A 14,000-nucleotide genomic window follows, 5' to 3' on the forward strand; every position below is an offset into this window, starting at 1 on the left:
TCCTTCGAGCCGGGAAACTGGCTACTCACGAGAGTCGAGGTTCGGTGTGTTCTGCACATCACACATTCCCGATCATCGGGAATTGTTTCGGTCAGTGGCTCCGCTGGCGCGTGTCCTAGAGGCTCCGGCGGATCGCGTCGCGCAGCGTCCCGTCCCAGCCGAGCGCGCGGGAGATGCCGCGCGCCGCGGTCTGGAGCGCGGAGATCGAGGTCTGGAGGGGCCCGCCTGCGCGGGGGATCACGACGCTGAGGCCCGCGATAGCGGTGCCCTCCGCGTTGAAGACCGGCACCGCGACGCCCGTCGACTCGGGCACGATCGCGCCCGTCATGACGCAGAAGCCCATCTGGCGGACCTCGGCGAGCCTGCGGCGGAGCTCATCCGGGTTCGTCGTGGTCGTGTCGGTGTACCGGGGCAGGCGCCGGCGGAGGAAGGTCTCCTGCGCGTCCGCGGGGCCGAAGGCCATGAGGACCAGGCCGGTCGACGTCGCGTGGACGGGCAGGCGGCCGGCCACCTTGGTGATGTTGATGGTCGAGGAGTTGGAGCCGATCCGCTCGATGTAGAGGACCTCGTTCTGGTCCAGGATCCCGAGGACGGTGTGGTGGCCCACCACGGACTGCACGTCCTCCATGAAGGGCAGGGCCGCCTCGCGGAGCCCCAGGACCTTGGAGCCACGGGAGACCAGCTCCCAGAGCCGGGTCCCGAGCCGGAGGCGCCGCCCGTCACGGTCGAGGAGCGACTCGGCGAGGAGTTCGTCGACGAGGCGGTACGCGGTGCTCGTGGGGAGGTCCGCGCGGCGGGCGATCTCCGCCGCGCTCAGGGTGCGGTGCTCGCCGTCGAACGCCTCGATGACCCGCACGAGGCGGTGGACCATCGAGTCGCCCGACGGCGAGTTGGCCATGGCGCGGCGCCAGGGCTCAGTAGTCGTGCGCGGTCGTGGCCTCCGGCTCCGCGCCGAGGCGGAAGTGGCGGCCCTCGACGTGCTGGGGCTCGATCTCGACGTACACGGACTTGACGGTGGGCAGCCAGGTCTCGATGCCGACGGCCTCCGCCTCCTCGATCTCGGCGGAGTGCTCGAGCACTCGGGCGGTGCCCTTGACGACGACGCTCCACGCCTCGTCCTGCATCACGCCGTCGGCCTCGAAGGCGACGCCGGGGTGGATGGTGAGCTCCGCGAGCTTGGTGCCGGGCGTCGTCTTGAGGAACAGGCGGCGGCCCGAGGCCCGGAAGTTGATGGGCACGATGTCGAGCTCACCCGCGGCGAAGGTGGCCAGACGGCCATGGCGCGCGGCTTCGAGCAGTTCCCAGCTCTCGGCGTCGTTCAGGACGCGGATCGGATCGTCGTTGTCGTGGTCGAACAGCATCGTTGTCGCCTCTTTCTCTCCGAGTGATCCCATCCTAGGCATGCCGGGGAGGTGCTCCGGAACCGCCTTTCGTCCTGCTTCGCGCCAGGTGGATCAGCACCAGCGCGGCCCACGTCACGAGGACGAACGGCCACGTGTACACGGGCACGCCGGCGCCTGCCAGGAGGAACCGCACCGGGACCGTGAGCGCCACTCCGGCGAGGGTGATCGGGACCCGATACCGGGACCGCACGAAGACCAGGCCGAGGCTCAGCGCCACGAGCACTCCCGAGTACCCGTCCAGGCCGTTGAGCACGCCGTCCGCGTCCGCGCCGACGGCCCATGCGACGGTGGAGGCCACGGCGGCGCCGACGAGGGCCCACAGGCCCACAGCCCATCCCGCGGCGAAGAGCCCCGCCAGGATGAGGGCGCCGCTCCAGACGTTGTCCAGCAGGACCACCTGGGCGACGCTGAGGAGCACGGCGACGACCGGGTCGAGGAGCGTGCCCGTCGGGTGGTAGGCGAAGGCCGGGGGCGGCGACTGCATCGACGCGGTGGCCAGGAGCGCAACGCTGCTGACGGCGCAGAACGGCGCGGTCATCGCGGGCAGGCCACGCTCGGCGGTCCTGCCGCGGTCCATGAGGAGCACGACGCCGGCGCACGCCACCGAGCCTGCCAGCGCCCACACGAGCGCCGCGGCCGTCGGGCCCAGGGCGGTGCCGGCCGCGACGGCGGTCAGGGCCCCGCAGAACCCGTGCTTGCCCTCGACGACGTCGGCCCGGTCCAGCGCCGGGATGAACCAGGCTGCGGCGGACTGGACCGCCGCGCCGAGCAGCGCGAACCCCGCCAGGAGCGGACTCGCGACGGCGAAGGCGGCGAGGAGCAGGACTCCTGTGGGCCACGCGGGCTGGAAGAAGATCTGGGCCTGGCTCCTGACGAGGGCCAGCGGGAGGCGGGTCACGGTTCCCGGACCGTTGGCTCGGGCCGGCGCCGTGCCCGTTCCAGGAGCGCGGCGACGCCCCAGAAGGCGAGCATGAGCGCCACGAGGGCGAGCCCTGCCTCCCCGAGGTCGACGCCGGCGAGCCATGTGGTCAGCGGGTCGTGCAGGCCGAGCCCGCGGTGCGCCACCCCGCCGATCGTGATGGCGGCGATGAACAGCGCCGAGACGGCCGAGGCACCCGTGACGGCCGCGTTGAATCCCAGCTTTCGCGCAGGATCCTGCCAGGCGGTGCGGTACAGCCGCAGGACGGCGAAGCCGTTGAGCGAATCGCACAGGCACATGCCTGCGGCGAAGAAGAACGGCAGGGATGCGAGCGTCCACGCGGACACCCCGCTGAGGGAGGCTGAGGCGGTGAGGATCAGCAGCGACATGGTGCTTGCGGTGTCGAAGCCCAGTCCGAAGAGGAAGCCGAGCACGTACATGCCCCGCGGCGTCACCAGGCGGGACAGCGGCCGGGCGAGCAGCCGCGTGAGGAGGCCCTGGGCTTCGAGCTGGTGGGGCTCGAGGGCGGCTCCGGCGTGCGCTCTCGCGCGCAGGGTCCAGGCGCGGCGCGCTGCTGCCGCGTTGAAGCAGCCGATCAGCAGGAGGAAACCGCCGGAGACGGACCCGCCCACGAGGGCGAGCACCGTGTTCGCCGCGGTGCCCTCCTGCAGGAGCGAGGACATGAAGGCCGCGCCGGCGACGACGAGCACGCCGGCGGCCATGACCACGCTGCTGTGGCCCAGGCTGAACGCGAGGCCGACGCTCGCGGGCTCGCGGCCCATGGCCACCAGCCGGCGGGTCGAGTTGTCGATTGCCGCGATGTGGTCCCAGTCGTAGCTGTGCCGGACGCCGGTGAGGTAGGCGGTCGCGACAAGGCCTGCTGCGAGGGGACCCCCGCCGCCGGCGGCACCCGCCAGCAGGAGGATGACGGCGACGGCGTGCAGCGCTGCGACCGCGGCGAGCGTGGCAAGCACCCGGTGCCGTAAGGACCGGCGCTCCCCCCGGGCGACGCCGGGCTGGAGCCTGCTGCTGGTCATGGTCCCTCCCCTCAGTACTTCCTGAGGTCCACCCGGCCCTGGCCGCCCCAGCGGGCGCGCAGGTTGTCCACGGCGGACCGGATGACGCCCCCCACATCATCCGTCGAGGGGCCGAGGGCCCGCAGCGCGAACCCCGGCACCGCCAGCGCCGAGACGCCGCCGCGCAGGGCCGGCCGGTCCGCGAGGAGGCCGCGGACGGCGTCGACCGCGTCCTGGTCGGCCCGGGGGTCGACCACGAGCAGCGAGCCGAGGTGGCTGTGGCCCTCGAGCAGGCCGAGTGCGCCCAGGCCGCCGGCGCCGTCGGACGGGTCGAGCACGATGCTGTCCACCACGACCGGGCGGCCGCCCATCGCGACCTCCGTCCGCAGCCGCAGCTCCCGGTAGCCGAAGGGCGCGCCCGACGGCGACCAGCCCGGGGTCACGACTTCGGCCATCACCAGACCCGCCGTCGGATCCATCTCGATCCGCGTGTCCTGCTCGTAGCGGGAGCCGCGGTAGGCGATGAGCTGGTCGGGGAGGTATTCGAGCCTGCTCCCGCTGCCGAGGACGAACCTCGCCTCCTGGATGGCGCCCTCCCTCGGGGTCCGGTAGACCTTGGTCGCTGACTGGGTGGTCAAGAGGAGGTCGGCGCCGTCGTCGAGCGTCACGTCGATGCGGTACCGGTCGCCGTCCAGGTACGCACCGCCCGGATTGACGACGACGTACGTCACCTGCCCGGTCGCGTCCAGGTACATCGGACGCAGGACGCGCAGGGCGCCCCTGTGGTACTGCGACCTGGCGACCGTCCGCCCGTCCCCGCGACGGTCCAGACCGAGGTCGAGCTCCCCCCGGTACAGCGTCGCCGCATCGGCCAGCGCGCTCACGCGAGATCCATCATGAGAACGTCGTGCCTGAGCCAGCGGATCACGTGCTCGAGGCCCTCGTCCGTCTTGAGGTTGGTGAAGCAGAAGGCCTTGTTGCCGCGGAACGTCTTCGAGTCGGCCTCCATCACGGAGAGGTCCGCTCCGACAAATGGGGCGAGGTCGGTCTTGTTGATGATGAACAGGTCCGACTTGATCATGCCCTGTCCGGCCTTCCGGGGGATCTTCTCGCCCTGGGCCACGTCGATGATGTAGACCGAGAAGTCCACGAGCTCGGGGCTGAACGTCGCGGAGAGGTTGTCCCCTCCGGATTCGACGAAGATGACCTGGAGGTCGGGGTGGGCCTCGATGAGCCTGTCGATCGCCGCCTGGTTCATCGAGGTGTCCTCGCGGATCGCGGTGTGCGGGCAGCCGCCGGTCTCGAGGCCCACGATCCGGTCCAACGGCAGGACGCTCGTGCGGGCGAGGATCTTCGCGTCCTCGATCGTGTAGATGTCGTTGGTGATGGCGGCCATCGAGATCTCATGGCTGAGGGCCCGGGTGAGCCGCTCGACCAGCTGGGTCTTGCCGGCGCCCACGGGGCCGCCGATGCCGATCTTCACCGGTGTCATGTCAGGTGTCCTTTCGCGGTGCTGGTCGCTCTGGCAGGGGCAGGGCTCAGCTCATGAACAGCCGGGCCCGCTGGGTCTCGTGTTGCATCTGGGCGATCTCGAGGCCCGGGGGCACGGCGCCCAGGTCGCGGAGGCCGAGCTGCTGGATGCGGCGCTGCGCCGCGACGACGCGCGGCCGCATCGTGGCCAGGACGCGCTGGCCCGCGTTCTGGCCTAGGGGGACGCCACGGACCGCGTTCTGGGTGAGCGCCGTGAGGCTGGAGAAGAGGTAGGCGCGGACGAGGACTGGGGTGGGCGCTCCGTGGTCCACGCCGATGAGGGCGAACGCGATCGACTGGTGCGCGCGGCACCGGCCGCTCTCCACGAGGCGCGCGTACTGCCCGAGACGTGGACCCGGGAGGGCCTGGGACCCGATCTCCACGAGGCGGCGTCCCATGGTCACGCCGGCCTCGCGCAGCTGGGCGGGCAGGGACTGCGCGTGCATGAGGGCATCGAGGTGGACCAGGGCCTCGTCCGCCGGGCCGCCGTCGGGGGAGCAGAGGTCCGCGGCGAGCCGGACCGCGAGCCCGTCGGCGTGCACGAGCTGGTGGTCGAGGAACTGCCCGAGCCACTCGCGGAAGCTCGCCTCGTCGTCCACCGTGCCCCGGTCCATGTAGGTTTCGAGGCCGAAGCTGTGGGCGAAGGACCCCGTGGGCAGCGCCGAGTCGCACAGCTGCAGCAGCGGCAGGACCCAGTCCACGGCGCCCTCCTCCCGGAGGCTGTTTCCTCCCATCAGTGGGTGTGCTCCGCGTGGCGGAACGGGACGGGCATGACCCGCTCCTGCCGCTGGTAGGGCACGCTGTGGTGGTCGAGGTAGTCCTGGACCGTGTGGTCGTACTGGACCACCATCACGGCCGCCCCGTCCTCCGAGCCCTCGTCGAAGAACTGCGCCTGGAGGTGCCGGTTGCCCAGCGCATGGGCCGTCACCCCCATCTCGTGGACCGACCGCGGTGCGATCACGAGCACGTCCGTGGCCTCGACCGAGACGACGACGAGCCCGGCGTCGTCGCGGACGAGAATGTCCCCGTCGCGCAGGTCGCCCTCAGGCCCGGGAGCGGCCTCGAGCCTCAGCCCGATCTCCCGCCCGTGGTCGGTAGTCACCCGCTGGATGCGCTTGACGAGGGCGGCGCTGGGCAGCACCACCTTCTCCACGTGCAGCCCGGCAAGCTCTTCGTCCGTGAGCTCGGAGACGTTGCCTGCAACGGCTTCGACGATCATTGGATGCCTGTCCTTCCGTCAGCCTCAGAAGAGGAAGTAGCGCTGGGCCATGGGCAGGACGTCGACCGGGTCGCAGGTGGCCCTCTCGCCGTCGACGCGGACCTCGTACGTCTCGGGGTCGACGTCGATCTGCGGCGTCTCGCCGTTGAACTTCAAGTCGGACTTGCGCAGGGTGCGGATCCCGCGGACCGGCCGGACGTGCTTGCGCAGGCCGAGCGCCTCCGGGACCCCGGCGTCGACCGCTGCCTGGGACATGAACGTGATCGAGGAGGCGTGCACGGCGCTGCCGAGGGCGCCGAAGGAGCCGCGCATCGTCTGCGGCTGCGGTGTGGGGATCGACCCGTTCGAGTCCCCCATGAGCGAGGTCACGACCTGGCCGCCCTTGAGGACCGCGTACGGCTTGACGCCGAAGAACGCGGGTTCCCACAGCACGAGGTCCGCGACCTTGCCCACCTCGATGCTCCCGATGTACTCGGCCACCCCGTGTGCGAGAGCGGGGTTGATCGTGTACTTCGAGACGTAGCGCTTGAGCCGGAAGTTGTCCCCCCGCTCGGTGTCGCCCTCGAGCTTGCCCCGCTGCTTCTTCATCTTGTCGGCGACCTGCCAGGTCCGCAGGACCACCTCGCCGACGCGCCCCATCGCCTGCGAGTCGGAGCTGGTGATGGAGAAGACGCCCATGTCCTGGAGCACGTCCTCGGCCGCGATTGTCTCCGGCCGGATGCGTGAGTCGGCGAACGCGACGTCCTCGGGGATGTCCGGGTTGAGGTGGTGGCACACCATGAGCATGTCGAGGTGTTCTTCTTCGGTGTTCTTCGTATAGGGCAGGGTCGGGTTTGTCGAGGCCGGCAGGACGTTCGGGAGCCCCGCGATCTTGATGATGTCGGGCGCGTGGCCGCCGCCGGCGCCCTCCGTGTGGTACGTGTGGATCACCCGGCCGGCGATCGCCGCGATGGTGTCCTCGACGAAGCCGCCCTCGTTCAGGGTGTCGGTGTGGATTGCCACCTGGACGTCGTAGTGGTCTGCCACCCGCAGGGAGTTGTCGATCGAGGAGTGGGTCGCACCCCAGTCCTCGTGGACCTTGAGCCCGATCGCGCCAGCCTTGATCTGCTCCGCCAGGGGCTCGACCGAGCTCGCGTGCCCCTTGCCGAGGAAGCCGATGTTCAGCGGGACGTCCTCGACCGCCTTGAGCATGTTCGCGAGGTTCCAGGGGCCGGGGGTGATCGTCGTGGCCTTCGTGCCCTCGGCCGGCCCCGTGCCCCCGCCGATCAGGGTAGTGACCCCGGAGTTGAGGGCTGTCGGGAACTGGTCCGGGCTGATGAAGTGGACGTGCGTGTCTATCCCGCCGGCGGTGACGATTCGGCCCTCGCCGGAGATCACCTCGGTGCTCGGGCCGATCACGATGGTGACGCCGTCCATGATGTTGGGGTTGCCGGCCTTGCCGATCGCGAGGATGCGCCCGTCGCGCAGCCCGATGTCCGCCTTGTAGATGCCGGTGTAGTCCAGGACGATCACGCTCGTGATCACAGTGTCGGCCACGGACAGGTCTCCCGGAGCGCCGTCCCGGACCGTGTTGCCGTCCTGCCCCATGCCGTCGCGGATGACCTTGCCTCCGCCGAACACGACCTCGTCGCCGTGGACGGTGCGGTCCTCCTCGATCTCCAGGAACAGATCCGTGTCGGCCAGCCGGACGCAGTCTCCCGTCGTGGGGCCGTAGAGGTCCGAGTACTGCCGCCTGCTCATGTCAAAGCTCATGGTGTTCCTCCCGTGGTGAAGGGTCCGGACGCACTGGTGGGACGCTCAGTCCAGGTGGCCATTGACGGCGTTGTCGAAGCCGTAGACGGCGCGGGCGCCGGCCATGGCGACGAGCCGGACGGTCTTGCGGTCGCCGGGCTCGAAGCGGACGGCCGTGCCTGCCGGGATGTCGAGGTGGAAGCCGCGGGTCGGGCCGCGGTCGAACTCGAGGGCATTGTTGGTCTCGAAGAAGTGGAAGTGCGAGCCGACCTGGATGGGCCGGTCGCCGGTGTTGGTGACCTCGACCTCGACGGTCTCGCGGCCTTCGTTGCACGTCACCGGCGTGTCGCTGAGGATGTACTCCCCGGGGATCATGGCGCTCCTCCTAGCGGATCGGGTGGTGGACGGTGACGAGCTTCGTCCCGTCGGGGAACGTGGCCTCGACCTGGACGTCGGAGATCATCTCGGGGACGCCTTCCATGACGTCGTCCCTCGTCAGCAGGGTGGCCCCGTAGCTCATGAGGTCGGGCACCGTCCGCCCGTCGCGTGCGCCCTCGATCAGTTCGTAGGTGATGATGGCGACCGCCTCCGGGAAGTTGAGCTTGAGGCCCCGGGCCTGTCTGCGCCGCGCCAGATCCGCGGCGACCACGATCTGCAGCTTCTCCTGCTCGCGGGGGGTGAGGTGCATCAGCGAACTCCTTGATCGGCGTTGCGTGGGCCCCTTCACGATAGACCTCGCCCGGACGGGTGCACCCTGGGGCGGACGGACTCCCATGAAAATCCCAGCAAGCGCCGTAACCGCGATTAAACACACGGGACACCCCGGCGCAAGCTGCCCTCCGTACGCTGGAGCCATCGGTTCGGACGGGACGGCCAGGCAGCAGCGCACTGGGTCCCAGAGCACAACTGAGCACAGCACAGGCCAGCCGCGGGGCTGGCGCCGGCGGGGCACGGAGCGTCCCGGGCGGTTCCCCGCGGCCACCGGCGTCGGGCGGAGAGGCACCGCCCGGCACTGCGCCCCGCCCCGGGAGGTCACCCCGGCGGCGGGGCGCCACCTTGCCGCCGCGCGCCGTCGTGCGCCCCGCGCGGTCCTGCCTGTCCCGGCCCCCGGGATCGGCTGTGGTAGACCGGTGGGGTGAGCAGTGAGAGCGCGGCGCGGCCCGCGGGCGGCGGGGACGCGACGACGCACGACGGCGGCGAGCGGCTCCGCGTCACGGTCCCCATGCGCTGGGGCGACATGGACGCGTACGGGCACATCAACAATGTCGAGATCATCCGCATGCTCGAGGAGGCCCGCATCGCCGCCTTCGGCCCTCCCGGGGGCACAGGTGCCGCCGGGGTGGAGCCCCTCGTGCCGCTCTTCTCCGCGGTGCCGGACGGGACGCTCGCGCTCGTCGTCGAGCACCGCGTCCGGTACCTCAGGCCCCTCGACTACCGCAACGTCCCGGCCGAGGTCGACGTGTGGGTCAGCGGGCTCAAGGCGGCCGCCCTCACTCTCGACTACGTGGTGCGCGACCCTGTCGACGGCCACGAGTGCGTGCGCGCGACGACGCAGCTCGCCTTCGTCGAGGAGTCCTCGGGGCGCCTCATGCGGCTCACCACGGACCAGCGGGAGCGGCTGGCTCCGTACGTCGGCACGGGAATCTTCGCCGCCGGCACGCGGAATTGACGCTGCGGAGTGGGATACTCGGCTCATGCGCCCGGTCGTCTCGGCGAGGGGCCGGGAGGGGGCGCATCAAGCAATAGGGGGGAACCTATGAGCACCACACCGCAGCAGCCTGCCCAGCCGCAGGGCCAGCCGCCTGTCCAGGGCCAGCAGCCCGACTATGCGAAGCCGCAGACGTACGGCCAGCCGCAGCATGGCGCTCCCGGCTATGGCCAGCCCGGTCAGGCGCAGGGCTACGGCCAGCCTCAGGGCTACGGCCAGGGGCAGGGCTACGGCCAGCCCGGCGCGGCCTACGGCGCTCCGGGACCGCAGCCCAGCAAGGCCCTCGCAATCGTCGCCCTCGTGCTCGGCGGCGTGGCCTTCCTGACCTGCTGGATCCCGTTCGTCAACGGGCTGGCGATCGCCCTCGGCATCGCCGGCGCAGTCTGCGGCCTCATCGCCCTCATCCGGAAGCAGGCCGGCAAGCCGCTCGCCATCACAGGACTCGCCCTCTCTGTCGTGGCGGTCATCATCTCGGTGGTGGTCAACATGATCGTCATCGCCGCGGCAACATCGGCGTCCGACGAGCTGCGCAAGTTCTCCGAGACCTACTCGGCCCAGGCGAGTGCGCAGCACAGCGTCCAGTACAAGGTCACGACGACCGGCAAGGCCACCGTGACCTACATCGACAGCAACGGGAGCAGCAACGAGGAGGTCACGGCGAACTGGAACAAGGACTTCGCTGAGACGGGCTACGTCATCGGCTCCCTGTCCGTGATGAGCGACGCCGGGGACGCGTCGACCCACGTGAGCTGCGAGATCATCATCGACGGCAAGAGCGTGTCGAAGAAGACGGGCACGGGCGCGTACGCGAACGCCTCCTGCTCCGGTTCGTCCAACTGACGCGCGGCTGAGCCACGCCTGCGGGGCACGGGAAGGGGTTCCCGTGCCCCGCAGGCGTCTCCAGGTCGGGGCCGTCAGGCGTCAGGCGCCGCTGCAGAGTCCGATGAACGCCCCCAGCTCCTCGAGCGCCGCCGTCCGTCGGGGGAGCGCCGCCGTGAGCTGCGGCGAGCGCACGATGACGGCCCGCCACTTCGCACGCGAGACCGCCACGTTGACTCGGTTGCGGTTGAGCAGGAAGTCCAGGCCCCGCGGCGCCTCGCGGGGGGACGAGCAGGCCATGGAAACGATCACGACGACGGCCTCCTGCCCCTGGAACCTGTCGACCGTGCCCACCCTGACGTCTCCGGCGCCGGCAGCTGCGAGCCGCTCCCGGATCAGGTTGACCTGCGCGTTGTACGGGGCGACGACGAGGACGTCGGCGTCCGTCAGGGCCCGGGAGCCCGACTCGTCGTGCCAGACGAGGCCCACGTGGGCGAGGACCTGGCGGACCGCCTCCTCGGCCTCCTCGATGGAGCACGTCGCATTGCCCGCGTGGTCGACCATGACCGTCTCTACTCCCGCCGCCGCGCCGTCCAGACGGCGCGCCGCGGCAACCGGCGCGGAGTGCAGCCGCCCGGCGTAGGAGAGCCGGGAGACGGCGGCGCACAGCGGCGGCGCCATCCGCCAGGACTCCGGAAGGAAGTACCCGAACGCGGCCGGGAGGACCCGGGCGCCCGCGGCGAGCCAGCCGAGGGCGGAGTCATTGACCGGTTCCGGGTGCTGGCCCTGGCTGACCTGAGGGAGCTGCTGCGGGTCGCCGAGGAGGAGCAGGCGCGGCGCCGCCCGGCTCACGGCGACGGTGTCGGCGAGGGAGAACTGGCCCGCCTCGTCCACGACGACCAGATCGAGCGAATCGGCCGGGACTTCGGGACCGGTGAGCTGCCACGCCGTGCCACCCACCAGGCAGCCGCCGGGCGCGGACACGAGCGCGGCGACCGAACCCTCCCGCTGGTTCTCCTCGGGCCACGCCGCGGGTGAAGCCGACGGCCCGGGCCATGGATTGGCCTTCTTCGCGACGCGCCCTGGGGGGACCCCGGCTCCCACGGCCCGCACGAGCAGGTTCTCCACGACGGCATGCGAGCTGCCGACCACCCCGACCTTCCATCCCGAGGAGACGAGCCGGGCGATCACCCGGCCGCCCAGATGGGTCTTGCCGCTGCCTGGGGGCCCCTGGACGGCCAGATAGGAGCGGTCGAGGGACCGGAGCGCCGCCTCGATGGACTCCGCCATGCCATCGGCAGACGGTGGCGGTGCCGGCAGCGGCACCCCGTCCAGGGTCCGGGGCGGGACGCGTCGCAGGAGGTCGACCGCCGGCTGGGCGAGCATGCCGGGCAGCGCGTCCGCGGCGGCGCGGGCCACCTCACGCTGCGCTGCCTCGATGGATGCTGTCCTGACCGGCGCATCCTCGGTGAGCGCGACGGGCAGGTTGGGGTACGGCGGCACCTTCGCGGTGGACCTTTCGAGCACCTGGAGCACGTCCTCGCCGTCCTCCATCCCCACACCCAGGACCCTCGTGCCGAACAGCCCGTTGCGGCCGAGCCCCAGGGCATCGGTCGCGGCGAGCCCCTCCGGCAGGGGCGGCTCGAACTCCCGGAACCACGTGCTTCCCTCGCGGAAGTCCGAGCCGGGGGTGGCGAGCCCGATGAGGCGCAGGGCGCGGGCATGGCTGCGCCCGTCGGGCTCCCAGTCGCGGAGGATCTCGACCCGGTCGACGAGGAACGCGTCGCGCACGGACTCGAGCGACGCGAGGGGCCTCTCAAGCCGGTCGAAGTGCGCCCACCAGTACGCCTTGCGCTCGCGGGGGTGGTACCGCACGGCAGCGGCGAGAAGTCCCAGCGCGTCGTCGTCCGCAGCCTCCCGAGCGGGAACCGGTCCGCCCTCAGCGCGGGCCGCGCGCCGCCGCCCCACGAAGGCGGCAAGCTCGGCCTCGGCGGCGTCCACGGGTTCCGGCGGAGGGGGAGTGGGCCGCTCGCGCGTCGGAATCCGCGCGGTGGAGGGATGGGCGGCGGCGAGTGCGCGCAGCCACTCGCACAGCCGCAGGGTGGAGACGCAGTCGTCGCGGTTGTACTCGAGGATCGCGTCCATGAGCCTCTCCGCCTCGGCCGGGTCCCCGCCTTCGCGGGCGGCCGTGAACCGTGCGTACATCTCCACCGAGGCGGCGCCACCCTGCAGTTCGGCGGTCCGCAGGTCCCCGCCCATGTACAGCGGCTCGAGCTTCTTGATGGAGTAGGAGCGCTCCGAGATCCGGATCCCCTGCCGGACGGACTGGTAGAGGTCCACGAGCAGGCCTTCACGCAGCCAGGAGTCGATCTCGGCCTCGCACACGCCGTGGCGCACCGAGAGCTTGCGCAGGGCCGCCTTCTCGTACGCGGCGTAGTGGTAGACGTGCAGCCCGGGGTGCTGCCCCCGGCGCCGCTGGATGTAGTCGACAAAGTCGATGAGGGCCTGCCGCTCCTCGGACAGCGTGTGCGCGGTGAAGGCCCGGTACTCAGCGGCGGCCCCGGGTCCTGGCGCCTCGACGATGCCGAACAGGTACTCCAACCCCCACGTCCGCGACGTCCTGTCGAACCAGAGTGGGTCGCCCTCGAAGTCGAAGAAGACGTCTCCAGGGGATGGCGGCGGGATGGCACCGAGTCGGTGGTCCGGGAGCACCTCGTAGGCGACCCAATGCTCGGGGGAGTCTCCGTGCGCGGGGGCGAGCGCCCCGCCGTCGCCGGTCGCCACGCCTGTCTGCAGCCGCGCCTGCGCGACGAGCCGCGCGAGCGTCGCGTCCCCCGCCGGGGGGTCGAGCGCCGCGAGCCCGTCGATCGTGCGGACACCCAGGTCCCGCAGTGCCCGCCGGCGCGGGGCGGACATCCCGGCGGTCAGGAAGAGGTCCCGGTGTTCCTGGACCTGGACAGAGCAGTAGTCGCACCGGCCGCAGGCGTGCACGCCGGGCTCGTCCCACTCCGCGGCGGACTCCTGCGAGAGGTGGGCGGCGGCGAGGTCGCGGAGCCGCGCGCGCCGCTCCCGGAAGGCGGGCATGAGGTCGGTGAGGCTGAATGACTGGTGTTCGCCCGTGCCGAGGATCAGGGTGGCCTCATCGGCGGGAGGGTGTCCGGCCCGGACGAGCTGATCGCCGTAGGCCGCGAGCTGCAGCAGGGCCGTGGCCTTCGCGCGCCGGGCAAGCTTCGAGTCCTGCACCGCGTAGTCCCCGCGCGCGGTGCGGACGATGAAGTCTGCGCGGCCGTGGAACTCGCCGTCGAAGAAGCTGGCCTGGAACACGACGTCGGCGCCCCCCTCGAGCGCTGCCATCGACTCTGCGTGCTTGGCGGTCAGGGCTTGCCGCGTCATCGCGGACGCCGGCTCGATTTCCGCGACCCCGCCCGCGCGGCCCGGCGTCCAGAGGCCGAAGCGTTCCCTGTAGGCTTGGAGGACGTCCTGCTCGTGGACGTCGCCGAGCTGGGCGGCCCGTTCCCGCATCGGGTCCTCGACGGTGAGCACGGGGGCGCGCCCGAGCTTCTCGTCGAGCTGCCGCAGGAGCGCGAACTCGCACTCCGAGGCTGTGACGATGTCCGAAGCCGAGAAGACGAAGGCGCCCTCGAGGAAGAACATG

General features: G+C 71.4%; 14 protein-coding genes. 2 read left to right on the plus strand and 12 right to left on the minus strand.

Annotated features, from left to right (window positions below; genetic code table 11):
• Positions 1-115 precede the first annotated feature (115 nt).
• The 11 genes from CGQ25_RS03405 to CGQ25_RS03455 are packed head-to-tail and all read right to left on the minus strand — an operon-like array spanning position 116 to position 8,506.
• Positions 116-898 carry an IclR family transcriptional regulator gene (locus CGQ25_RS03405; RefSeq protein ID WP_208711821.1) on the minus strand — a complete coding sequence of 261 codons (783 nt, stop codon included), beginning with the start codon at positions 896-898 and terminating at the stop codon, positions 116-118.
• Positions 899-914: 16 nt separating this feature from the next.
• The gene (locus CGQ25_RS03410; RefSeq protein ID WP_208711822.1) at positions 915-1,361 is read right to left on the minus strand and encodes a pyridoxamine 5'-phosphate oxidase family protein; all 447 of its coding nucleotides are present in this window, start codon (positions 1,359-1,361) and stop codon (positions 915-917) included.
• Positions 1,362-1,395: 34 nt separating this feature from the next.
• On the minus strand, positions 1,396-2,301 hold the full coding sequence (locus CGQ25_RS03415) for an urea transporter (protein ID WP_208711823.1): 906 nt from the start codon (positions 2,299-2,301) through the stop codon (positions 1,396-1,398).
• A complete protein-coding gene (locus CGQ25_RS03420) occupies positions 2,298-3,359 on the minus strand; it encodes a HoxN/HupN/NixA family nickel/cobalt transporter (protein ID WP_208711824.1) in 1,062 nt (353 codons plus the stop codon). The genes CGQ25_RS03415 and CGQ25_RS03420 overlap by 4 nt, the downstream gene beginning before the upstream one ends.
• An 11-nt stretch (positions 3,360-3,370) precedes the next feature.
• Entirely contained in the window at positions 3,371-4,222 is an 852-nt protein-coding gene (locus CGQ25_RS03425) for an urease accessory protein UreD (protein ID WP_255405542.1), read from the minus strand.
• Positions 4,219-4,830 (minus strand): urease accessory protein UreG, encoded by a 612-nt coding sequence (gene ureG, locus CGQ25_RS03430; RefSeq protein WP_208711825.1) that lies wholly within the window; start codon positions 4,828-4,830, stop codon positions 4,219-4,221. Before ureG ends, CGQ25_RS03425 begins: the two co-directional genes overlap by 4 nt.
• Before the next feature lie 46 nt (positions 4,831-4,876).
• On the minus strand, positions 4,877-5,602 hold the full coding sequence (locus CGQ25_RS03435) for an urease accessory protein UreF (RefSeq protein ID WP_208711826.1): 726 nt from the start codon (positions 5,600-5,602) through the stop codon (positions 4,877-4,879).
• Positions 5,602-6,087, minus strand: coding sequence for an urease accessory protein UreE (gene ureE / locus CGQ25_RS03440; protein WP_208711827.1), 486 nt, complete (start codon positions 6,085-6,087; stop codon positions 5,602-5,604). Before ureE ends, CGQ25_RS03435 begins: the two co-directional genes overlap by 1 nt.
• A 24-nt stretch (positions 6,088-6,111) precedes the next feature.
• Entirely contained in the window at positions 6,112-7,839 is a 1,728-nt protein-coding gene (ureC, locus tag CGQ25_RS03445; RefSeq protein ID WP_208711828.1) for an urease subunit alpha, read from the minus strand.
• 45 nt (positions 7,840-7,884) lie between these two features.
• Positions 7,885-8,193 (minus strand): urease subunit beta, encoded by a 309-nt coding sequence (locus CGQ25_RS03450; protein WP_208711829.1) that lies wholly within the window; start codon positions 8,191-8,193, stop codon positions 7,885-7,887.
• A 10-nt stretch (positions 8,194-8,203) separates the two neighbouring features.
• Positions 8,204-8,506: an urease subunit gamma gene (locus tag CGQ25_RS03455; RefSeq protein ID WP_208711830.1), complete on the minus strand. Its 303-nt coding sequence runs from the start codon at positions 8,504-8,506 to the stop codon at positions 8,204-8,206.
• Between the two features lie 534 nt (positions 8,507-9,040).
• Between CGQ25_RS03455 and CGQ25_RS03460 the strand changes: the two genes are divergently transcribed.
• Both CGQ25_RS03460 and CGQ25_RS03465 read left to right on the plus strand, forming a co-directional pair.
• On the plus strand, positions 9,041-9,487 hold the full coding sequence (locus CGQ25_RS03460) for a thioesterase family protein (protein ID WP_208712854.1): 447 nt from the start codon (positions 9,041-9,043) through the stop codon (positions 9,485-9,487).
• Positions 9,488-9,574: 87 nt separating this feature from the next.
• Positions 9,575-10,366 carry a DUF4190 domain-containing protein gene (locus tag CGQ25_RS03465; RefSeq protein ID WP_208711831.1) on the plus strand — a complete coding sequence of 264 codons (792 nt, stop codon included), beginning with the start codon at positions 9,575-9,577 and terminating at the stop codon, positions 10,364-10,366.
• An 81-nt stretch (positions 10,367-10,447) separates the two neighbouring features.
• On the opposite strand, the gene CGQ25_RS03470 is transcribed toward CGQ25_RS03465, so the two are convergent.
• A complete protein-coding gene (locus CGQ25_RS03470; RefSeq protein WP_208711832.1) occupies positions 10,448-13,999 on the minus strand; it encodes a bifunctional RecB family nuclease/DEAD/DEAH box helicase in 3,552 nt (1,183 codons plus the stop codon).
• Between the last annotated feature and the right edge of the window lies 1 nt (position 14,000).

Origin of the sequence: Sinomonas sp. R1AF57, from assembly GCF_002224485.1 — a bacterium.
Taxonomy (GTDB): Bacteria; Actinomycetota; Actinomycetes; order Actinomycetales; family Micrococcaceae; genus Sinomonas; species Sinomonas flava.

Coding starts and splice junctions, on each gene's coding strand:
- CGQ25_RS03410 (WP_208711822.1), bottom strand. CDS start 1,361: ATGCTGTTCGACCACGACAACGACGATCCGATCCGCGTCCTGAACGAC.
- ureG (WP_208711825.1), bottom strand. CDS start 4,830: ATGACACCGGTGAAGATCGGCATCGGCGGCCCCGTGGGCGCCGGCAAG.
- ureE (WP_208711827.1), bottom strand. CDS start 6,087: ATGATCGTCGAAGCCGTTGCAGGCAACGTCTCCGAGCTCACGGACGAA.
- CGQ25_RS03420 (WP_208711824.1), bottom strand. CDS start 3,359: ATGACCAGCAGCAGGCTCCAGCCCGGCGTCGCCCGGGGGGAGCGCCGG.
- CGQ25_RS03405 (WP_208711821.1), bottom strand. CDS start 898: ATGGCCAACTCGCCGTCGGGCGACTCGATGGTCCACCGCCTCGTGCGG.
- CGQ25_RS03450 (WP_208711829.1), bottom strand. CDS start 8,193: ATGATCCCCGGGGAGTACATCCTCAGCGACACGCCGGTGACGTGCAAC.
- CGQ25_RS03465 (WP_208711831.1), top strand. CDS start 9,575: ATGAGCACCACACCGCAGCAGCCTGCCCAGCCGCAGGGCCAGCCGCCT.
- CGQ25_RS03470 (WP_208711832.1), bottom strand. CDS start 13,999: ATGTTCTTCCTCGAGGGCGCCTTCGTCTTCTCGGCTTCGGACATCGTC.
- CGQ25_RS03435 (WP_208711826.1), bottom strand. CDS start 5,602: ATGGGAGGAAACAGCCTCCGGGAGGAGGGCGCCGTGGACTGGGTCCTG.
- CGQ25_RS03455 (WP_208711830.1), bottom strand. CDS start 8,506: ATGCACCTCACCCCCCGCGAGCAGGAGAAGCTGCAGATCGTGGTCGCC.
- ureC (WP_208711828.1), bottom strand. CDS start 7,839: ATGAGCTTTGACATGAGCAGGCGGCAGTACTCGGACCTCTACGGCCCC.
- CGQ25_RS03460 (WP_208712854.1), top strand. CDS start 9,041: ATGCGCTGGGGCGACATGGACGCGTACGGGCACATCAACAATGTCGAG.